The 19125-nt window shown below is 60.2% G+C and carries 18 protein-coding genes, 1 other RNA gene and 3 pseudogenes; 12 read left to right on the forward strand and 10 right to left on the reverse strand.

Going from position 1 to position 19125, the window contains the following annotated elements:
* Nucleotides 1-87: 87 nt before the first annotated feature.
* The 5 genes from J5I97_RS10325 to J5I97_RS10345 form a co-directional block, all read right to left on the reverse strand.
* Entirely contained in the window at nt 88-795 is a 708-nt protein-coding gene (locus J5I97_RS10325) for a DUF2058 domain-containing protein (RefSeq protein ID WP_345776676.1), read from the reverse strand.
* A gap of 18 nt (nt 796-813) precedes the next feature.
* Complete coding sequence (locus J5I97_RS10330) at nt 814-1050, reverse strand: SlyX family protein (protein WP_002804408.1); 237 nt, start codon at nt 1048-1050, stop codon at nt 814-816.
* Nucleotides 1043-2392: a UDP-glucose dehydrogenase family protein gene (locus J5I97_RS10335; protein ID WP_208586387.1), complete on the reverse strand. Its 1350-nt coding sequence runs from the start codon at nt 2390-2392 to the stop codon at nt 1043-1045. The genes J5I97_RS10330 and J5I97_RS10335 overlap by 8 nt, the downstream gene beginning before the upstream one ends.
* 24 nt (nt 2393-2416) lie before the next feature.
* The gene (locus J5I97_RS10340; protein ID WP_371885822.1) at nt 2417-3340 is read right to left on the reverse strand and encodes an FKBP-type peptidyl-prolyl cis-trans isomerase; all 924 of its coding nucleotides are present in this window, start codon (nt 3338-3340) and stop codon (nt 2417-2419) included.
* Between the two features lie 139 nt (nt 3341-3479).
* Nucleotides 3480-4037, reverse strand: a complete 558-nt coding sequence (locus J5I97_RS10345) for a glutathione peroxidase (protein WP_208586390.1) — start codon at nt 4035-4037, stop codon at nt 3480-3482.
* A 402-nt stretch (nt 4038-4439) separates the two neighbouring features.
* Here J5I97_RS10345 and J5I97_RS10355 point away from each other — a divergent pair, with 402 nt between their 5' ends.
* The 5 genes and pseudogenes from J5I97_RS10355 (at nt 4440) to J5I97_RS10375 (ending at nt 7495) form a co-directional block, all read left to right on the forward strand.
* Nucleotides 4440-4802 (forward strand): GntR family transcriptional regulator, encoded by a 363-nt coding sequence (locus J5I97_RS10355; RefSeq protein WP_208591673.1) that lies wholly within the window; start codon nt 4440-4442, stop codon nt 4800-4802.
* A complete protein-coding gene (locus tag J5I97_RS10360; protein WP_208586392.1) occupies nt 4799-5674 on the forward strand; it encodes an ABC transporter ATP-binding protein in 876 nt (291 codons plus the stop codon). Before J5I97_RS10355 ends, J5I97_RS10360 begins: the two co-directional genes overlap by 4 nt.
* Nucleotides 5671-6657: an ABC transporter permease gene (locus J5I97_RS10365; protein ID WP_208586394.1), complete on the forward strand. Its 987-nt coding sequence runs from the start codon at nt 5671-5673 to the stop codon at nt 6655-6657. Before J5I97_RS10360 ends, J5I97_RS10365 begins: the two co-directional genes overlap by 4 nt.
* Before the next feature lie 48 nt (nt 6658-6705).
* Nucleotides 6706-6879 (forward strand): annotated as a pseudogene (locus J5I97_RS10370) (DUF2884 family protein); the annotation flags it as partial.
* Between the two features lie 193 nt (nt 6880-7072).
* Entirely contained in the window at nt 7073-7495 is a 423-nt protein-coding gene (locus J5I97_RS10375; RefSeq protein WP_208586398.1) for a hypothetical protein, read from the forward strand.
* A 125-nt stretch (nt 7496-7620) separates the two neighbouring features.
* On the opposite strand, the gene J5I97_RS10380 is transcribed toward J5I97_RS10375, so the two are convergent.
* The gene (locus tag J5I97_RS10380; protein ID WP_208586400.1) at nt 7621-9030 is read right to left on the reverse strand and encodes a class II fumarate hydratase; all 1410 of its coding nucleotides are present in this window, start codon (nt 9028-9030) and stop codon (nt 7621-7623) included.
* A 197-nt stretch (nt 9031-9227) separates the two neighbouring features.
* Here J5I97_RS10380 and J5I97_RS10385 point away from each other — a divergent pair, with 197 nt between their 5' ends.
* Genes J5I97_RS10385 through J5I97_RS10395 form a run of 3 tightly spaced genes read left to right on the forward strand, consistent with a single transcriptional unit; the run spans nt 9228 to nt 11256 of the window.
* The gene (locus J5I97_RS10385; RefSeq protein WP_208591839.1) at nt 9228-9392 is read left to right on the forward strand and encodes a hypothetical protein; all 165 of its coding nucleotides are present in this window, start codon (nt 9228-9230) and stop codon (nt 9390-9392) included.
* Between the two features lie 35 nt (nt 9393-9427).
* Nucleotides 9428-10795 carry an adenylosuccinate lyase gene (purB, locus tag J5I97_RS10390; RefSeq protein WP_208586402.1) on the forward strand — a complete coding sequence of 456 codons (1368 nt, stop codon included), beginning with the start codon at nt 9428-9430 and terminating at the stop codon, nt 10793-10795.
* Nucleotides 10796-10854: 59 nt separating this feature from the next.
* Nucleotides 10855-11256 carry a DUF3060 domain-containing protein gene (locus J5I97_RS10395; RefSeq protein ID WP_238135507.1) on the forward strand — a complete coding sequence of 134 codons (402 nt, stop codon included), beginning with the start codon at nt 10855-10857 and terminating at the stop codon, nt 11254-11256.
* 110 nt (nt 11257-11366) lie between these two features.
* On the opposite strand, the pseudogene J5I97_RS10400 reads toward J5I97_RS10395, so the two are convergent.
* The 3 genes and pseudogenes from J5I97_RS10400 to J5I97_RS10410 form a co-directional block, all read right to left on the reverse strand.
* A pseudogene (locus tag J5I97_RS10400) lies at nt 11367-11925 on the reverse strand (transposase); the annotation flags it as partial.
* A gap of 219 nt (nt 11926-12144) precedes the next feature.
* Nucleotides 12145-13161, reverse strand: coding sequence for a pectate lyase (locus J5I97_RS10405; RefSeq protein WP_371885824.1), 1017 nt, complete (start codon nt 13159-13161; stop codon nt 12145-12147).
* 242 nt (nt 13162-13403) lie between these two features.
* The gene (locus tag J5I97_RS10410) at nt 13404-14249 is read right to left on the reverse strand and encodes a trypsin-like serine peptidase (protein ID WP_371885825.1); all 846 of its coding nucleotides are present in this window, start codon (nt 14247-14249) and stop codon (nt 13404-13406) included.
* Nucleotides 14250-14555: 306 nt separating this feature from the next.
* Here J5I97_RS10410 and J5I97_RS10415 point away from each other — a divergent pair.
* Nucleotides 14556-14631, forward strand: a non-coding RNA gene (locus J5I97_RS10415) — sX9 sRNA.
* Between the two features lie 358 nt (nt 14632-14989).
* On the opposite strand, the gene J5I97_RS10420 is transcribed toward J5I97_RS10415, so the two are convergent.
* Nucleotides 14990-16006 carry an IS30 family transposase gene (locus J5I97_RS10420; RefSeq protein ID WP_208586408.1) on the reverse strand — a complete coding sequence of 339 codons (1017 nt, stop codon included), beginning with the start codon at nt 16004-16006 and terminating at the stop codon, nt 14990-14992.
* A 192-nt stretch (nt 16007-16198) separates the two neighbouring features.
* On the opposite strand from J5I97_RS10420, the pseudogene J5I97_RS10425 reads away from it, so the two are divergent.
* The 3 genes and pseudogenes from J5I97_RS10425 to J5I97_RS10435 form a co-directional block, all read left to right on the forward strand.
* A pseudogene (locus J5I97_RS10425) lies at nt 16199-16396 on the forward strand (transposase); the annotation flags it as partial.
* Nucleotides 16397-16571: 175 nt separating this feature from the next.
* Nucleotides 16572-18077, forward strand: a complete 1506-nt coding sequence (locus J5I97_RS10430; protein WP_208586410.1) for a JmjC domain-containing protein — start codon at nt 16572-16574, stop codon at nt 18075-18077.
* Nucleotides 18074-19000: a GNAT family N-acetyltransferase gene (locus J5I97_RS10435; RefSeq protein WP_208586412.1), complete on the forward strand. Its 927-nt coding sequence runs from the start codon at nt 18074-18076 to the stop codon at nt 18998-19000. Before J5I97_RS10430 ends, J5I97_RS10435 begins: the two co-directional genes overlap by 4 nt.
* Nucleotides 19001-19125: the final 125 nt, after the last annotated feature.

Consider the following 19125-nt stretch of genomic DNA (forward strand, 5'->3'; position numbering starts at 1 on the left):
TCTGATTACTTGCTGATGCTTGAAAAAATCGGTACTTGAACACTTGGCTGACCATGTCGCGGGCAGTCGACATGGCATAATTCTGTGTTACCAGACCAGATCGTCGGGCACCTGATACTGAGGGTCTGCATACGGGTCGTCGCCTGCAGGCGCGTTCGGGTCCACCTTCAATGCCACCGATGGTGCGAACACCGCTTCGGCTTCGGCCAGCACCTCGGCGGTAACCAACAGATAGCGACCTTTGAGTTGCAGCACACCCAGTTCGCCTGCATTGAGCGCCTTGAGCTGATCGGCGGTCACGTAGATGCGCTTGATCTTGCCGCCGTAAGGGAAATGCCGGGCGATATCTGCATCGGCATGATTCAAGCCCTTGTCCTTGAGCAGCTCTTCGAGCTTGGCCTTAGCTTCGCGACGCAGGCGTGCTTCTTCCTGCTTGACGCGCTCGGCTTCGATGCGCTCGTCTTTTTCGCGCTGCGCACGGATCGCATAGGCCTTGGCCAGATCGATGTCTTCGCGCGTGCGGGCCGGCTTGGGACCGCGCCGGTCAGCAGTGGAATGTGGCGGACGCGTCGACGTTGCAGGCTTGCCGTCGTTGCCACGATCATGCCGGCCATCGTTTTTGCGCTCGCTCCTGCCATCGGTCGCCGCAGCGGCATGTGGCCGCTGCGGCCCCCTGCGCTGGCCCGGCTTGTTGCCATGCGGACGCGCGGCAGGCCGTGCGTCGGTTTTGCGTTCGGGCTTGGATGCGGACTTGAAGCCCAAACCAAGCAACTGGTCACGTAAGGTATCGCTCATGGCGGCGGCAATCTGCAATCAATAGTGCGGAGGCGGCGGTTCATCCGCTGCATCGGCAAACAACGTTGAGCGCACCTTGCCCAGATCCTCAAGCAGGTGGCGGATCAATTCGGCATTGCGGGCGCCCGTCAAACGGGCGTCCGCAAGCGCTTCACTCAGTTCATTCAGCGCCTGCTCCTGAAAGGAGAGGCGCGTTTCCAGTTCCACCAACCGCGCGTCCAGTTCCTGGTCGCGCGGCGAGAGTCGCTCATGCATGCAACGAACGGCCTCGTCCGATGGCGTAGTAAGCCAGACCTGCGGCTTCGATTTCCTGCGGGTCATACAGGTTGCGACCGTCGAACACGACGTCGTCCTTCAATGCCTGCTTGATCTTGCCGAAATCCGGGCTACGGAACTGCTTCCACTCGGTCACCACGACCAGTGCATCGGCACCTTCCAGTGCTGCAAATGCGTCGTCGCAGAAAGTCAGATCGTCGCGCTCGCCGAAGATGCGCTTGGCTTCATGCGTGGCTTCCGGATCGTAAGCACGCACAGTGGCACCGGCATCCCACAACTGCGCCATCACACGCCGGCTGGACGCTGCACGCATATCGTCGGTATTGGGCTTGAACGCCAAGCCCCATACCGCGAAGATTTTGCCCGCGATGCTGCCGGTACCTTCGGCGCCGTAGTGACGCTGGACCAGTTCGAACAAGTGCCCCTTCTGCGCGTTGTTGACGCTTTCCACCGCGTTGAGCAGGGTCGGCTCCATGCCGTATTGCTCGGCGGTCTTGGCCAATGCCTGCACATCTTTCGGGAAGCACGAGCCGCCGTAACCGGCACCTGGATAGATGAAGTGCCAGCCGATGCGCGGATCCGAGCCGATACCGTTGCGCACGTGCTCGACGTCCGCACCGACACGCTCGGCAATGTTTGCGATCTCGTTCATGAAGCTGATCTTGGTCGCCAGCATCGCGTTGGCCGCGTACTTGGTCAGCTCGGCCGAACGCACATCCATCTCGACGATACGATCACGGTTGCGATTGAACGGCGCGTACAGACGACGCATGCGTGCAATGGCTGCCGGCTTCTTGGCTCCGATCACGATGCGATCCGGACGCATGCAGTCTGCCACCGCGTCGCCTTCCTTGAGGAACTCAGGGTTGGAGACGACGTCGAACTCGTGATCCACGCCGCGCGCATCCAACTCTTCCTGGATTGCAACGCGCACCTTGTCGGCGGTACCGACCGGCACGGTGGATTTGTTGACGATCACAGACGGACCTTCGATGTGGCGACCCACGGTACGCGCAACAGCCAGCACGTACTGCAGGTCGGCACTACCGTCTTCATCCGGCGGCGTGCCCACGGCGATAAAGGTGATTTCGCCGTGCGCAATCGCCTCGGCAGCATCGCTGGTGAAGCGCAACCGGCCAGAGGCATGATTGGCTTTCACCATCGGCTCCAAGCCGGGTTCATAGATGGGAATCACCCCACGATTGAGACCATCAACTTTCGCCTGGTCGATATCCACGCAGATGACGTGATGACCTACTTCGGCAAGACAAGTACCGGTGACAAGACCAACATAGCCGGTACCAAAGATCGCAACTCGCATGGGTGGTGGTACTCCTGTGGGGGATCAGGGAAGGATAGCCATCAGTTCGACATCGAACGTCAACGTTGCATCTGGTCCGATCGGCCCCCCCTGCGAGCCGTTCGGGCCATAGGCCAAGTTGGATGGAATCCAGAAACGATATTTCGAACCGACCGGCATCAACGCGACGCCCTCGGTCCATCCGGGAATGACTTGATCCAGACCGAACTCGGCCGGCTGACCGCGCTGATAGGAACTGTCGAACACCTGCCCGTTGAGCAGCTTGCCTTCGTAGTTCACGCGCACTTTGTTGGTGCGCATCGGGCGCTCGCCGCTGCCCTGACGCAGCACCATGTACTGCAGGCCCGACGCGGTGGTGATCACACCCTTCTCGGACTTGTTCTTGGCGAGGAAGGCGTTGCCTTCTTCGCGATTCTTGGCACCGGCAGCGCCCTGTTTGGCAGAGGCAAACGCCTGCATGGTGGCCGCAGCTTCCTGCTGGGTCAGACGCGTGGTGCCCTTGGCGAATACGGTACGCACCGCTTCCATCAGGATCGACAGATCGATCTCATCCTTGATGCCGGCCAACGACGGGCCGATAGCGCGATCGCCGAGCATCAGGCCAACATTTTCCTTGGATGGCGCGGCTGGCGCGCTGTCCGGCGCCATGCCAGGTACCTGCTGGCCGTTACGCGCCGCCATTGCCATCCGCAGCCCGGTATCGGTGGCCTGGGTCTGCTCTTCCGACAACAGCGGCTTACCGCCCTTGAATGCATTCTCGATGGCGCGTTGCATGGCGCTCAGATCGATGTCCTGTGCAATCGGCTCGAACGAGCGCGCTACGTCCATACCGATGGCGTAGCTCACGTTGTCGCGCGTGCTTTTTTCAGACGATGCGTTCAAAACCGGCTTCTCCTTGGTGGCCGCTGCGGCCGGTTGCTGCGCCATCGCCGGCAGCGATGTCGACATTGCTACCATCAGTAGCGACGCCGCCGCGCCGCGCTTTCCCATCTTCATTCGATGCACTTCCCGAGAGTGATAAAGACGCGCCCCCGACGGCGCTGAATGCGCATTGTCGCATGCGCGCGCGGCAATGCGAGAACCGCGCTCAGCGCGACGGGGCTTTGAGTTCGCGTTCGATTGCCGCCAGCACGCTCGGATCGTCCGGTTTGATCTTGCTGGGGAACTGCGCCACCACTCGTCCATCGCGACCAATCAAATATTTGTGGAAGTTCCAACCCGGTGCCACAGCCGTGGCTTGCGTCAACCGCTGATACAGCGGCGTTGCTTCCGTACCAAGCACATGCACCTTCTCAAACATCGGGAACTTGACACCATAGGTCAGCGTGCAGAATTCCTGAATCTGCTTTTCAGATCCGGGTTCCTGTCCTTGGAAATCGTTCGACGGGAAGCCCAGCACCACAAAACCGCGGCTGCCGAAGCGCTGGTTGAGCGCCTCCAGCCCCTCGTACTGCGGGGTGTAGCCGCACTTGCTGGCGGTATTGACCACCATCACGACCTTGCCGCCGTAGGTGCGGTTCAGGTTGATTGGCGCCTTGCCTGCCAGCGGCCGATAGTCAAGATCCAGCAACGGGCTGCCGGCAGCTGCCGCCGACGCAGAAAAAAATCCAGCGAATACAACAACTAGCAAACGCTTGAGCAACATGAGCAATGCCCTTCGATAGGTTCAGACCACCCGCCGTTGCGGGGTGCCATCAGTGGGGTACGACAGACAGTTGACTGCCCGCACATCGGTGTTGTAGTGTAATACAACACTAGGAATCCAACGCAGGAGAAGCATGAACAGCCCACGCTTCACGCGACCAGTTCCGCTGCTGCCGTTCGGCAGCACCCCGTTTGCCATTGGTTGCCTGGGAGCTGCTTCCAGCCAAGTGACGAAGTCCGGCGCCAATTATGGCGTGTCGGAGGCGGTTACGTGTTGGAGGCGGTTACGGAAAACGAGACAACTCTCTCCGACGCACGCACCTGGGCTGGCCTGCATCTGCGCGCTTTGCTGTCGATGCCCTACTTCTCCTTGCCCGCAGGTTCTGCGCCCAGGGAGCTGACAATGAACGACATTCAATGGAGCGACGGCGCTCCCATCTACCGCCAACTCAAGGAACGGGTCATTGCCATGATGCTCGACGGAATCTTCAAGCCTGGCGACGCCCTGCCCTCGGTACGGCAAGTGGCGGCCGACTATCAACTTAACCCCATCACCGTCTCGCGCGCTTATCAGGAATTGGCCGACGAAAACCTGGTGGAGAAACGGCGCGGCCTGGGCATGTTCATGACCCCGGAAGCGGCACAGAAATTGCGCAGCAGCGAACGCGAGCGTTTCTTGAACGAAGAATGGCCCGCGGTGCTGGAACGCATCCAGCGTCTTGGCTTGTCCATCGACGATCTGTTACCGCAGGGAAAAACATCATGACCGCCGTCTCCTCCGACCATGTGGTCGACGCACGTGGCCTGCGCAAGGCTTACAAGCATCGGCTCGCGCTGGACAACACCAGCTTCACCATTGCCGCCGGCCGCATCGTTGGATTGATCGGCCCCAACGGCGCTGGCAAGACCACTGCGCTGAAGGCGGTGCTGGGGTTGACCGATTTCGACGGCGATCTGCATGTGCTGGGCATGGATCCGCGTATCGAGCGCAACGTACTGATGAACCAGGTCTGCTTCATTGCCGATGTTGCGATACTGCCGCGCTGGCTGCGGGTTGGCGAGGCGATCGATTTCGTTGCTGGCGTGCATCCGCGCTTCGATCGCGCCAAGTGCGAGCGCTTTCTGGCCAACACGCAGCTCAACCGCAAATTGCGGGTGCGCGAATTGTCCAAAGGAATGATCGTGCAGCTGCACCTGGCGCTGGTGATGGCGATAGACGCACGCATCCTGGTGCTGGACGAACCGACTCTGGGCCTGGACATCCTCTATCGCAAGCAGTTCTACCAGCGCCTGCTGGAGGATTACTTCGACGAGCAGAAGACCATCATCGTCACCACTCACCAGGTCGAAGAGATCGAACACGTCCTCACCGATGTAATGTTCATCCGCGAAGGCCGCATCGTGCTGACCACCGACATGGAGGGCGTGGCCGAGCGCTACACCGAAGTCTTGGTCAGTGCCGAACATCTCGATGCGGCCCGGGAATTGAAACCGACCGACGAGCGCAGCCTGCCGTTCGGCAAGACCGTGATGCTGTTCGATGGCGTGCCGAAAGAGCAGCTCGCCCCTTTCGGCGAAACCCGCAATCCCGGCTTAGCCGACCTTTTCGTTGCGGTCATGAAGGGGACCTACGCATGAATGCAATGACCAACCAAGCATCTCGCGCACGCATTTTCGCCTGGCTGCTCAAACGCGAATATTGGGAACACCGTGGCGGCTTCGTGTGGGCACAGATCATCACCGGCGGTATCGCGGTGTTCTTCGCGCTGCTGGGCGCGGTCATCGGTGCGATCACCGCCCGCCGCAACACGCTCGGCAACAGCATGGCGATGTCGGACATGACCGAATACACGCACACTCTGGGCCAGGTCGGTGACAGCTTGCTGCTCGGCGGCATCGGCATCGCCTCGGTGGTGCTGGCGTTTGTGGTGTTCTTCTACGCACTCGGCAGCCTGTACGACGACCGCCGCGACCGCAGCGTGCTGTTTTGGAAATCGCTGCCGGTATCCGACGTGCAGACAGTGTTGTCCAAGGCCGTGTGGGCGCTGCTGCTGGCGCCGTTGATCGCCATCGTGATCGGTGCGGCGGTTGGGCTGGCGCTGTGGTTGATCGCGATCGGTGGTGCATTGATCGCCGGTGTTCCCGCCCCGTGGGCGATGGCGACCCATTCGCACCCGTTCTCGCTGCTGTGGTTGTTGCTGAAAACCGTGCCGATGAGTTTGCTGTGGGCATTGCCGACCATCGGCTGGCTGATGTTCTGCTCGGCCTGGGCCAACAGCAAGCCGTTCCTGTGGGCGGCGCTGTTTCCGCTGCTGGCCTGCGTGATGCTGAGCATTGTCTCGGCGATGCCGGGCGTGTCGCTGCCGATAGGCTGGATCTGGTACATAGTCGGCTATCGGGGCCTGCTCAGCGCCCTGCCCGGCAGCTGGTCGCCGCTTGCCGTCAGCGGCAATCTGGACAGCAGTAGCATGCGACACCCCAGCGATCTGGTGCAGTGGGCGCTGCTGCACATCGACAGCGCGCAGGTCTACGGCAGCCCGGATATCTGGATCGGTGCCGCAATCGGTATCGCGCTGATTGCCGCGTCCATCTATCTGCGTCGTCGGCGCTTTGACGCCTGAGGACACACCATGGTCCTGCAATTGAGTTTGGCCATCCTGTTCGCATTTCAGATGGGCGACAACATCCGAGCCAAGGCAAAAACCTTCAAGCAGAAAACCAGGCAAATCTGCGATCGAGCGGGAAGGCAGCGCACAGCACAGGATGCGACCGTGCAACTGTTGCAGGCATTTGCACCGCACTCAATCCTCACGGAGCACGACGTCGACGATTGCCGTAAATAAGAGCGGCCGTTATCGCAATTGCGCAGCCGCTGATCGCTATTGGATGAATCGCATGATCACGATGGTTCCGGCGCCCCATCGCGTACCGGAGACTGGCGTGCGGCATTTTGCCTGCCATTTCACATACCGCCCGCCCCAGCCACTAGACCGGGGCGGGATTACACTAATGCGCTCCCCTCGACCCTTCGACCCCATGAACAAGTTCGTGATGCTCTGCATGGCGCTAGTGCTGTGCACCCTTGCCGCCTGTGGCGACCAGTCGTCCCGGCGCGCCGAACGTGGCAAGCCACGCGTCGCGATCACCACCCAAGCGGTGATGATCCGCCGCCCACCGGCTGCCAATGCGGAAATCACTCCGGACGGCACGCTAAAAATCGACGATATCGCGTTGCCGCAGAAAGAGCCGACACGCGCCAAGTTGCAGTTGCTGTTCGGGCATCTGCAGATACTGCGTCAGCAGGCCGTCAACGAGGCTGACCCGGACCCGGAATACAAATCGATCAAGCTGATAGCCACGCCGGAGATTCAGAAGCTCAGCGGCGAATTGCTGGATGAAATCCCATCGTTGCAACCGTATCGCGAGAGCTTCAGCAACGTGCAGGCCGAGCGGCATTGACCAGCGAGCGAAGCTGCGCGGAAACCGAAGTTTCGTGCAAAACCAGCTAGGAGCACGCTTGTGCGCGATGAAGCGGTATTGATAACGGCCCGTAGCGCACCAGTGCGCTCCTACAAAAGCAGTGATCAGCCACCCCCTCCACCGCCGCCGCTCGCCTGGATCCCACCACGGGTCAACGCGGCCGGATCCAGCAACCGCCGCAGATCGGCCTCGCTGAGCCCGCTGTCCTCCTTGGCCACGTCCAGCACCGCACGCTGCTCTTTATAGGCACGCTTGGCGATTGCAGCAGCCTTTTCGTAGCCGATGATCGGGTTCAGCGCGGTAACCAGAATCGGATTGCGATCCAATGCCTCGCGTACGCGCTCCTGACGCACCCTCAAGCCGGCAATTGCGGTATCTGCCAGCAGGCGCGAGACATTGCTCAGCAGGGTGATCGAATCCAGCAGGTTGTAGGCAATCAGCGGCAGCGTCACGTTCAACTGAAAGTTACCGGTCTGCCCGGCCACGGTGATTGCGGTGTGGTGGCCGATCACCTGCGCGCACGCCATCACGGTTGCTTCTGGAATCACCGGGTTGACCTTGCCTGGCATGATCGAACTGCCCGGCTGCAACGCCGGCAATTCGATCTCGCCCAAGCCCGCCAACGGACCGGCATTCATCCAGCGCAAGTCATTTGCGATTTTGATCAGCGCAACTGCCAGCGCATTGAGTTGGCCGGACAATTCCACTGCATCGTCCTGCGCGGCCAAGCCTTCGAACTTGTTTTCCGCACTTTCGAACTTGCCCCCGCTCAAGCTCGACAAAGCCTTTGCCACCTTGCCGCCGAAGCGTGGATCGGCATTGATGCCGGTACCGATCGCAGTACCGCCCAGTGGCAACCGCCGCAAGCGCTTGAGCGCGTCGTCGATGCGATCCTGCGCCGAACTCAGCTGCGCCGACCACGTACCGAACTCCTGCCCAAATGTCAGCGGCATCGCATCCATCAGATGGGTGCGACCTGTCTTGACCACCTTGTCTAGGCTCTTGGCACGCTTGTCGATGGTCTTGCGCAGATGCTTGAGCGCCGGTTGCAACTGTTTGTGCACCGCGAGCAAGGCAGACACGCGGATGGCAGTCGGCACCACATCGTTGGAACTCTGCCCGAGATTGACGTGATCGTTGGGATGCACTGCATCCTTGCCGGCGCGCGTGGCCAGCGTTGCGATCACCTCGTTGGCATTCATGTTGGACGAGGTGCCCGAACCGGTCTGATAGACATCGACCGGAAACTGCGCATCGTGCGTACCGTCAGCCACCTGCAAGGCGGCGTCCTGCACCGTCTTGCTGATCGATTTCGGCAACAACCCAAGCTCGGCATTGACGCGGGCCGCAGCAGCCTTGATCAACCCCAGTGCGCAGATAAACCCACGCGGCATCGGTTGGCCGGACACCGGGAAATTCTGCACGGCACGCTGGGTCTGCGCGCCCCACAACGCATCGGCAGGCACCTGCAATTCGCCCATGCTGTCGTGTTCGGTCCTGAAACGTTCACTCATCTGCACTCTCCGCACATTGTTGGTCCGTGGCGATGGATGGCTGGCAACGGGCGTACCCTACGCTGGCAAGGACGCCTACGATACTCGCTCGCGACGTTGCAACCATGTCGTTGCAAGCCGTGGGCTAGATTCACACTCGATCCATATGAGGCACCACGCTGCGATGAGCGACGACCCTGAACTGTAAAACGCACCGCTTGCGTTTTTCTTTGCTACATACCGCAACGCCGCACACGCGCATTCTGCAACGGCTGCCCGAAGAAGGCGAAACCCTCGAACTGGATGGCCACGCACTGAGCGTGCGCCGCATCAAGGCGATCACAGTCCGCCAAGTGGGCGAAGCGAGCGCCGGGGCAGCGTAGAATACGCACCCCGCCAGCTTCCCAGTGCCCTGCCCATGTCGGATTCCGCCCTGCTCGCCCTGTCTCCGCTCGACGGCCGCTACGCCTCCAAGGTGGATGCGCTGCGCCCGATTTTTTCCGAATACGGACTGATCAAGGCACGGGTCAAGGTCGAGATCGAATGGCTGCTGGCACTGGCAGCCGAGCCGGGCATCGTCGAGTTGGCACCGTTCTCGGCCGCCTCCACGCAGACCCTACGCCGGCTGGGCGACGACTTCAGCGTGACCCATGCCGCGCGGGTCAAGGAGATCGAGCGCACCACCAACCATGACGTCAAAGCGGTGGAGTACTTCATCAAGGAGCAGCTCAAAGACGATGCGGAACTGGGTCCGGCGCTGGAATTCGTGCATTTCGCCTGCACCAGTGAGGACATCAACAACCTCAGCTACGGCCTGATGCTGGAACAGGCCCGACACGAGGTGTTGCTGCCGACGCTGGACGGGGTCACTGCCTCGCTGCGCACCCTTGCCCATGCGCAAGCGGCCCAGCCGATGCTGTCGCGCACGCACGGCCAAACCGCCTCGCCGACCACCCTGGGCAAGGAACTCGCCAACGTGGTCGCGCGGCTGCAACGCCAGCGCAAGCAGATCGCCGCGGTCGAGCTCACCGGCAAGGTCAATGGCGCGGTCGGTAACTACAACGCGCACCTGGTGTCGTATCCGGAGCTGGACTGGGCGGCGTTCGCGCAGCGCTTCGTCGAAAGCCTGGGCCTGGTGTTCAACCCGTATACCACCCAGATCGAGCCGCATGACAACGTGGCCGAAATCGGCGACGCCACCCGCCGCGCCAACACCATCCTGATCGACCTGTCGCGCGACATCTGGGGCTATATCTCGCTGGGCTACTTCAGGCAGAAGCTCAAAGAAGGCGAAGTCGGTTCCTCGACCATGCCACACAAGGTCAACCCGATCGACTTCGAAAACGCCGAAGGCAATTTCGGCATCGCCAATGCGCTGTTCGAGCATTTTTCCGCCAAGTTGCCCATCAGCCGCTGGCAGCGCGACCTCACCGACTCCACGGTGCTGCGCGCGCTGGGCACCGCGTTCGGCCACACCCAGGTCGCACTGGATTCACTGACCAAGGGTCTGGGCAAGCTGACCGTCAACCCCGAACGTCTGGACGCCGATCTGGATGCGGCATGGGAAGTGCTGGCCGAGGCCGTGCAGACGGTGATGCGCCGTCATGGCCTGCCCAATCCGTACGAGCAATTGAAAGCGTTGACGCGCGGCCAGGGCATTAGTGCAGCGTCGATGCAGGCCTTCGTGGAAAGCCTGCAGTTGCCGGAAGCCGACAAGCAGCGCCTGCGTGCGCTGACCCCGAGCACTTACACCGGTCTGGCCGAGCAACTGGCGCGCGGCATTTAATCGGCCCGCATCACTGCAAACCACACCATCGTGCTGTATCCAGCTGTCAGGAGACTGGCATGGCGTTGCGCCCACTGCTGTATATGTCACTCATCGCGCTGACGGCTTGCGGAAAAAAGGCCGCTCCAAAGTCCGGCAATGCGACCCCGCAAGCGCCGGCCACCGCGAGCGCGCCGGTCGCATCGGTGCCATCGGTGCCATCGGTGCCCAGCATGGACTGCGCAACCCCAGTCAGCAGCAGTGGCGAGCGGCCAACGCTGATGGCCACCTCGACCAGCGGTAAGGTCAGCTGCGACGGACATAACGTCGATCTGACCGGGCAGAACGCCAATCTGGTGTTCAAAGGCGACTGCGGCACCATCGCCGTGCTCGGCCAGCATGCGATCGTGCAGATCGAGCGCGCCGAAGCAGTGCGCATGGTCGGCAACGATGCACAGGTCACATTGACTAGTCGTCCCTGAAAAATCCCCTTCAAGCGCCAAGTGGCGTCGGTGACAGCGGCACGGCGCTAAATGACGACCATCCCATCGCCCGTATCCAGGCACGCAAAAACGCGATCCAGCGCAGCAGCCAGCGCCTGCACGCCATCGACCTCGCGCCCGCGATCGCCCAGGTCCACGATCGCCACCGTCGGTTCTACGCTCACATCCTGCAGCAAACCGCGTGTCTGCTCCAGCTATTCGGCCAAGGTGTCGCCGTCGTACGGATTGCCAGGAAAACTGCGCGCGCCCACGACCAATCCCTTGCAGGCGGTGACCGCAATGCCGACCTTGACGCCGAATGCGTACGCTTGACGCGCCTTGCCCTTGCCGATGTATTCCACTTCCCGGGCATGCGAAGAACTGCCAGTACGGATTTTCCAGCCAGCGGTCGCACACCGCTTCATCGGACAGGTCATAAGCGTGTTTGAGGTAGAGCAAACCGGCGATCAGGCGCACCGGCAGCGCGGGACGACCGCCACCGGCTGGCGTGGCCGGGAAATGTGGCAAAAGCGCCTGCTCCAACGCCGCCCACGGCATGCGGTGGCTCAATTACACCAACGGATGACGCAAATCGATCTGATTCTCCAGGCGCGAACGAAACAATTCGTCGGCGGGTCTGTCTTCGGCAGCAGGACGCCGTGTACGCATGGACGGAAATTGCAAAAAAACCAGCCCTCAGCGTCGCGAAAACTGGTAGTTCTGGCACGCCGGTGCAGACATCAAGGCCTTGCGGTGGTTGGGTGGTTGGGTGGTTGGGGTTTTTCAGGGGCGAAGAATCAGCCGGTTGAAGCGCCATTTTTATCTGGCAACCTCATATCTTAAGAAAAGAAATCGGATTTTGTGAGTACACGTATGTCGGCTGAACTACTAGTGCGGCCCCGCGCTGGACCGCACGATGCCGGGAACTCTTGCCGTATCATCAGCTCGATAGATGTATTTCACAGGCGTTTTATTGAAGGGTAAGCCGCTTGCCGAGCGTCCCATCGTTGCTTCATACACGTTTCCTTTCTCATAAAATTCGTATATATCACCGCTTGATTCCAGTCGAATCTGGTTACTGAAATTGGTTTTGTAGAAATAGTTTGATTCGGAAACGACAATACTGCCGCTACCCACCTGCAAAGCGTTATACTGCTGCTTTCCATAGCTGCGACCATTGGAAGCTGTACGCGTACCATTGGGTAAGGTGCTATTGTCGAAGTAGTTATTGTATAAGTGGACCCAGCCGCGAAGGAGAGGGCGCCCCGCCAGATTCGGACCAAACCAGTTGTGATGCAGCGTCACGTGTAACTTTTTGTCGCCATATACGTACGAGTCCTGCTTACTGTAACCAACAAGTATCGCCAAACGCTCATTTGCGAGGTCGTGATAATCTTGGTTAACCCAATTCCATACTGGGTCCGGGTTCATGTTGACCCAGCCGTTGCTAAAGTAGAAATGATTGTATGACATCGTGATGTAATCAGATGACAAGCTGACTGATAACAGGTCATCGCTCATGTCGTAGAAATCACAGTGATCGATCCAAGCATTAGATATACGCCGCAATGATACGCCCACGTAGTTGATGCCAGTATTGTTGGACGTCCCTTTGACTTGGTCAGGCAAGGCTTGCAAGTCCCTGATATTGCCAAAGAATGAGATGTTTCTGATCACCACGTTTTGAATGTTTGTCCCGGTTGGCAGTTTCTCTCCGCTAAATTTCAATTGGATATTTTGCAAGGCCGCGCCACCGCCTGCAGCACCCTCGATTGTTATGTTGTTCCATTCATCGCTAGAGAAATTCAGGGTGGTTAGTTTTGGGCCGCCGTAGATCGTTCCACTGATGATGATATGGTGGTTTTTTGCATTGAATGCCGCTTGCAGCTCTGCGAGAGTTGTCACTGTAGTCGCAGTTTCGCTAGATACAGACGCAGAAGAAAACCCCCCGGACCCAGCTTTGGCGATACCTATCTGTGCGATAAAAATTGCAAGAAACAGCGAGACAGTATGGAAATACAAATATGTACCTTTTTGGCTGCAGCCTGCACGCTGTTCGATTAAGTCGAACAGCGTGCAGGTGTTCTAGGAATAACGAACGGCTATCGATCAAGATGATAAATTATACGTCGCAGCGATTTGCATGCCTACTTGATGGCCGCTGCCGTTTGATACAGGTTACGGATTGCTGACGTCCACTGAGGACCGAACGAAGCATGAGTGAACTGCTTATAGGCAAATGAGGTCATGCCAACTTCGACGTCCTGCACGGGATCCTCGTCCGTCGAAATCCAAGGTGAGCCGCTGACTCCGGAGCGTGCCTCCCATTCGAGGCCCTCAATAGCATAGTCCTTGTTCATCCATGGGTTCGGCTCTGCGGTGCTGGTCACACTGACGGGCGTGTTCGCATTGGCACCAGGGTCGGTATTGTAGCCTGTTACCCGATATTCGTTGTCGTCTTCCTGACCGACAAAGCGAACGCCAGATGCTCCGACAGTATTCGATAAAGTGGCGCCGGATGACTTCATTATCATGGGGGCCTGCACTTGGAAGAACGCCGTATCGTAGTCGACGGCTCGCCCTACGACCCAGTCATTATCGGCCGTGATGGTCGTTGCAGGCCACACGCCATAGGGGGCGGTACCGTTGTAGGCTGGCACGAACACCAAGTCCGACACGAACTTACTTGGTAGTGCAGAGACGCATCGCCCGGAAGTGGCTACGACGTTCCCGGAGTCGGAGACGACCGCGTTGCCAGTGCATCGCTGGTCTATGCCGTTCGCCCGAAAGAAGACCACGCCGAGGTGAGCGGCGGGGGGGAATCCTGGAACCGGCACGGATGGATCGGTCTTCGGCGTAGGCACCGCTCCTTTCATCACCTTCAACTCTGCGCCCCGGTTTTCGCCACGGACCAATGCCGAATTATGCAACTCTGGCGGGTCGCCGTCGACCGGATTGGCATCCACGAACGATGCGGAAACTGCAGCTTGCATCCGTGCGGGCGTCCAGTAGACGGTACTCTCTTGTCGCTGGGCACTTGGAACGACGTGCTGCACGATGGTGCCAGCGGATAGGTTGATCGACTTGGCGCTTGCAGAAACGTCGGTAATCGCAGGGATGATAAGGATTGCGCAGTAAGCGCGCAGAATCGTGGTTCGCGGCAAATGTGCCATGCGTCTTTAACCTATTATATTTGTGCTAGAGCAAACGCTCTGGATGGATTGATGCAATGTAGAGCGGCTAACAAACAAAACAACTGAGCCGCCGCCAGACGGCGCGCGACCGGTGCTTGGAACGGCATGTACCACGCGTACATTCAGGTTCCTCCGCGCCATCCGCACACACGTGACGACTGCTCGCTACGTTGTGTTAGCCGCTCTTAGTTTATCAACTACCAAAATTGGCTTAAATAAATAACCCTATGAGTTTCCTTGAAAATATAAATGGCATTAAATATTAGCGCAAATTTTTTCAGCAATTTAGTGGGCTAGAGAATTATTGCGTTAAAAAACGAAGCCTGCTGAGCACCAATGAACGGCTCAGAATTGATAAATCGTTCTGATTAGCACGCTACTTCAGCGGGGAAGAGCGACACATAGCGCAAGCGACGTTCGGGCCATGGCGTGATCCGCTCTGCGGCCACCAGCCGCCGCAGCATCAGGGTGGCCAGATCGAGCAGCGCTTCACCATGCAATGGCTAGCGACGTCACGATTGTTTAGAGGCTCGGTGGTCTCAAGATTCAAGTGCAACACGTGATTTGAAAGTTGCCAGTTCATGCTCCATCGCCTCGCTCGGCGTTTTCCATCCCAACGTCTCGCGTGGACGGGTGTTCATCAGTAATGCGATGTGATTGAGGTACTCCTGACTGACGGTGGACAGATCCGCACCCTTGGGCAAGAACTGGCGAAGTAGGCCATTGGTGTTTTCGTTGCTTCCGCGCTGCCAAGGCGCGTGTGGATCGGCAAACCACACATTGATGTTCAGTCCCTGCATCAGCTCGGCATAACACGTCAGTTCGGTCCCGCGATCATAGGTCAAGCTCGTTCGCATCGAAGCGGGAAGCCTTTTCATCTGGCGGGTAAACCCTTCCAGCGCATCGGCAGCCGTGCAGCCGTCCATTCGGCACAGCACCACAAAGCGCGTCTTGCGCTCCACCAACGTGCCAACGCAGGAACGATTGAACGCGCCCTTGATCAGATCGCCTTCCCAATGACCTGGAATCAGGCGCTGTCGCACGTCTTCGGGCCGGTGCACGATGCGTAGTTCCTCCGGCACCCAGGTGCGTTTGGCAGCGGTCGTACGCCGCAATCCCCGAGTAGGCTTGCCCTGGCGTAAAGCCTCCACCAGCTCCTTTTTCAGGCCACCGCGCGGGTGCGCATAGATCGTTGCGTAGATGGTTTCGTGGCTGACGCGCTGGGCAGAATCATCCGGATGCATGATCAAGAGCTTGGCAGCAATCTGCTGGGGCGACCAGCGCCACAGCACAAGATGATCACGCACCAGCTGGAACAAATCCGTCCCCGGGGTCAGCCTACGCCGCCGAACACTGCGCTGACGCCGCGCTTTGTAACGCCTGGCCGCATCTGCCGCACAGTAGCTCGTGGCGCCCTGCCTGACCAGCTCCCTGCTCAATGTCGATGGGCTTCTGCACAGAAGTCTGGAGATCGAGCGCAAGCTTTGACCACGCCGTGTTTCGATTTGCAGCACCGCGCGCTCTTCTGCACTCAGATGGAGATAGCTTTTTGACATGTGAACACCTTACTTGCTATGAGGGTGTTGCACTTGGAAGTTGAGTCTAAGCTCTGCCCAGCTAAAATTCCGTGATTTTAGAGACAACACGGGTTGGCACTCCGTCGACGTCAATTTCCCTGCCCACGTCGTCACGATACGCGTTGACGATCACCCCCTTGAGTACACGACTCTTCGACTCCGCAACACTCTGAAGCGGTGTGCGAGCGTTGGCTGGAAAATCCGTACTGGCAGTTCTTCACCGGCGAGGTGGTGTTCCAGACACGCTTGCCGTGCGATGCCAGCTCGCTGACGCGCTGGCGGCAGCGCCTGGGGGAGGCCGGGATGGAAGAGTTGCTGGCGCACACCATCAATGCCGCGCATGCGATGCAAGCGGTGGATGCGCGCGAATGGCCATCCTTGAGCGTCGTGCAGCAGTTACAGCTGGCCATTGGTGCTTGAAAGGGACTTTTCAGGGACGACTACTGCAACACACGTCGGCAAGGCATTGCGCAGCGGGTTGGGCGACAATAGGCCACTTCGCCGGACGCACCGCGCCGGCCTTCCTAGCCGGACCCGTGACGCAATGAAAAAAACCTTAGCCCAAAAGACCGCAGCCAAAAAAGGCGCCCCCCTGCCCTTGGAGATCCATGCCACGCGCGACCAGCCGCTGGGCATGCCGGTCGAGCGCTTCCTGCGCAATTACTGGCACAAGCACCCGCTGCTGATCCGCAATGCATTCCCGGATTTCCAGTCGCCGCTGCAGCCTGAAGACCTGGCCGGCCTGGCTTGCGAGGACGGCGTGCTGGCGCGACTGATCAGCCACGACCGCGCCAAAGACAACTGGAACGTACGCACCGGCCCGTTCCAGGAAACCGATTTCCCCGGCCTGCCGGACCACGATTGGACCTTGTTGGTACAGGACGTGGATAAATGGGATACAGATGTGCGCGCATTGCTGGAGCAGTTCCGCTTCCTGCCGCGCTGGCGTATCGACGACATCATGATCAGCTTCGCCGCCACAGGCGGCTCGGTCGGCGCGCATGTCGATCATTACGACGTGTTCCTGCTGCAGGGCCAGGGCCACCGCCGCTGGCAGGTCGATGCGCGTGCGCAATTGGGCCGCAAGGCCGCGCCGCTGGCATTCCGCGACGATGTCGAGCTCAAGCTGCTGCGCGCGTTCAAGCCCACCCACGATTGGCTACTGGGCCCGGGTGACATGCTGTATTTGCCGCCGCTGGTGCCGCACCACGGCGTGGCCGAAGACGCCTGCCTGACCTTCTCGATCGGCACCCGCGCGCCGTCCTCGACCGAGTTGATTGGCGACTATCTGGACACTTTGATCGCCGACGCAGACGAGGCCGTGCGCTACCACGACGAAGACCTCAAAGCGCCGGCCGATCCGTACGAGATCGACGTTACTGCGATGAACCGCGTGGTCGAAGCGCTCAACGCGCTGCGCATGAACGACCCGGATCGCCTGGGCGACTGGTTCGGCCGCTTCATAACCGCCTACCGCGCCTCCGGCGACGTGGTGCCGGCAGCGGAGCCGATTCCGCGCGAAGCGGTCGAACAAGCGCTTGAAGAAGGCGTGCTGCTGCATCGCCATCGGTGGTCGCGACTGGCTTGGCGTCGTGCCAAGCGAGGTGCCACTTTGTTCTGCAGCGGCCTGGAATTTGCGCTATCGACCAAGGACGCGTCCCGCCTGGCAGCGGCCGAAGAGGTCGACGGCGCGTTATACGCCCAGTTGTCGGCGCGGGGCCGCGAGGTGGTGCTGGAGTTGCTGGCGCAAGGCCACTACCAGCGCGCCCATGAGGAGGCGGACGACGACAGCGAGCACATCGAGGACCAAGCAAACGCACAGAGCCTGTCGGCCGACCACGACGAGGCCGACGCCGCGACCGACACACCGGATACGGACGAGGAGATCGACGCCGAGACTGACGTCGAGGAGGTGCCGGACGCGGCGGACAACCCTGCCGAAGCAGGCGACGCCGAGCAAGGCGATCATCACGCAGATCAGGACGATGACAGCGACGTCGCCGACGACGAGGCATCAGACGACAGCGATGAGGCTCCCAAACGCGTATGACTCCCCATGCCAGGACGCAGATCGTCTCGCTGCACCCGGCCTCCGACGCTGCGGTCCTGCGTGCGCTGCGCCTGGCCTGCAGCACCGACACCGCTGGCAACACCGGCGATGCCGAGTGGGATGCACTGGACCCGCTAAGCTTGCAGTTGGCCGCGCGCAGCGAGGACGGCCAGCTGATCGCCTCGGTGCGGCTGACCCCAGATCGCCGCATCGACAAACTCGGCGTCCTGCCCAACTGGCGCCGCTGCGGCTTGGCCGACCAACTGCTTGCAGCCGCCATCGACAACGCCCGACAACGCGGCTGGCCCAGCCTGCAGACCCGCGTCACCGCAAACGCCGAGGCCGTGTTCGCACGCCTCGGTTTCTTGCCCGATACCGCTTCCGAATTTCACACTGAGCGCGATTGGGGCGATCCACTTGGCCCCCCGCTGCACCGTCGGCTCGACGGCCCAATGGCGGTAGAGGACCTGAGCGCGGCCGTGGCCGCCACCACAGGGCTGCTGTGCGCCGCACGCCGCCAGGTGCTGATCTATACCCGCACATTGGATCCGCCGTTGTTCGACAGCGCCGCAGTGCTCGATGCGTTACGCCGCTTTGCCACCGACCGCCACGACAAACGCGTGCGTGTACTGGTGCAGGACACCGCAGGCGCGAGCGCCAATAGCAGCGCGATGCTGCGCCTAGCGCAGCGTTTACCCAGCGTGTTTCGCTTCCGTGCGGTCAGCGATCCGGTCGATACCAACCATGCGTCGGCCTATGTCGTGGGCGATGACGCCTACTATTTTCGTCCAATAGGTCATCGCTTCGACGACGGCGAAACCTGGCTGTCCGGCGCGGCGCGCAGTCGCCAGCTGGAGCGTGCATTCACGCAGATATGGGAGCGCAGCGCGCTTTGGAGCGAACCACGCGCACTCGGTATCTGACACCGTAGCTCACTTCGCACATGGGCGTGACGCCAATTGGTCTACTCAGCCGGTCAGCTCGCAGACGCCCGCTAACTGGCGCAAGGGGGTATACTTTTTCGAGATTTGATACCGACCGATAGGGC

This window comes from Xanthomonas fragariae (assembly GCF_017603965.1).
GTDB lineage: Bacteria > Pseudomonadota > Gammaproteobacteria > Xanthomonadales > Xanthomonadaceae > Xanthomonas > Xanthomonas fragariae_A.

Excerpts from the sequence above, each read along its gene's own strand:
- J5I97_RS10325 (WP_345776676.1), bottom strand. The coding sequence starts at position 795 with ATGAGCGATACCTTACGTGACCAGTTGCTTGGTTTGGGCTTCAAGTCC.
- J5I97_RS10330 (WP_002804408.1), bottom strand. The coding sequence starts at position 1,050 with ATGCATGAGCGACTCTCGCCGCGCGACCAGGAACTGGACGCGCGGTTG.
- J5I97_RS10335 (WP_208586387.1), bottom strand. The coding sequence starts at position 2,392 with ATGCGAGTTGCGATCTTTGGTACCGGCTATGTTGGTCTTGTCACCGGT.
- J5I97_RS10340 (WP_371885822.1), bottom strand. The coding sequence starts at position 3,340 with ATGTCGACATCGCTGCCGGCGATGGCGCAGCAACCGGCCGCAGCGGCC.
- J5I97_RS10345 (WP_208586390.1), bottom strand. The coding sequence starts at position 4,037 with ATGTTGCTCAAGCGTTTGCTAGTTGTTGTATTCGCTGGATTTTTTTCT.
- J5I97_RS10355 (WP_208591673.1), top strand. The coding sequence starts at position 4,440 with ATGAACGACATTCAATGGAGCGACGGCGCTCCCATCTACCGCCAACTC.
- J5I97_RS10360 (WP_208586392.1), top strand. The coding sequence starts at position 4,799 with ATGACCGCCGTCTCCTCCGACCATGTGGTCGACGCACGTGGCCTGCGC.
- J5I97_RS10365 (WP_208586394.1), top strand. The coding sequence starts at position 5,671 with ATGAATGCAATGACCAACCAAGCATCTCGCGCACGCATTTTCGCCTGG.
- J5I97_RS10375 (WP_208586398.1), top strand. The coding sequence starts at position 7,073 with ATGAACAAGTTCGTGATGCTCTGCATGGCGCTAGTGCTGTGCACCCTT.
- J5I97_RS10380 (WP_208586400.1), bottom strand. The coding sequence starts at position 9,030 with ATGAGTGAACGTTTCAGGACCGAACACGACAGCATGGGCGAATTGCAG.
- purB (WP_208586402.1), top strand. The coding sequence starts at position 9,428 with ATGTCGGATTCCGCCCTGCTCGCCCTGTCTCCGCTCGACGGCCGCTAC.
- J5I97_RS10395 (WP_238135507.1), top strand. The coding sequence starts at position 10,855 with ATGGCGTTGCGCCCACTGCTGTATATGTCACTCATCGCGCTGACGGCT.
- J5I97_RS10410 (WP_371885825.1), bottom strand. The coding sequence starts at position 14,249 with ATGCAAGCTGCAGTTTCCGCATCGTTCGTGGATGCCAATCCGGTCGAC.
- J5I97_RS10420 (WP_208586408.1), bottom strand. The coding sequence starts at position 16,006 with ATGTCAAAAAGCTATCTCCATCTGAGTGCAGAAGAGCGCGCGGTGCTG.
- J5I97_RS10430 (WP_208586410.1), top strand. The coding sequence starts at position 16,572 with ATGAAAAAAACCTTAGCCCAAAAGACCGCAGCCAAAAAAGGCGCCCCC.
- J5I97_RS10435 (WP_208586412.1), top strand. The coding sequence starts at position 18,074 with ATGACTCCCCATGCCAGGACGCAGATCGTCTCGCTGCACCCGGCCTCC.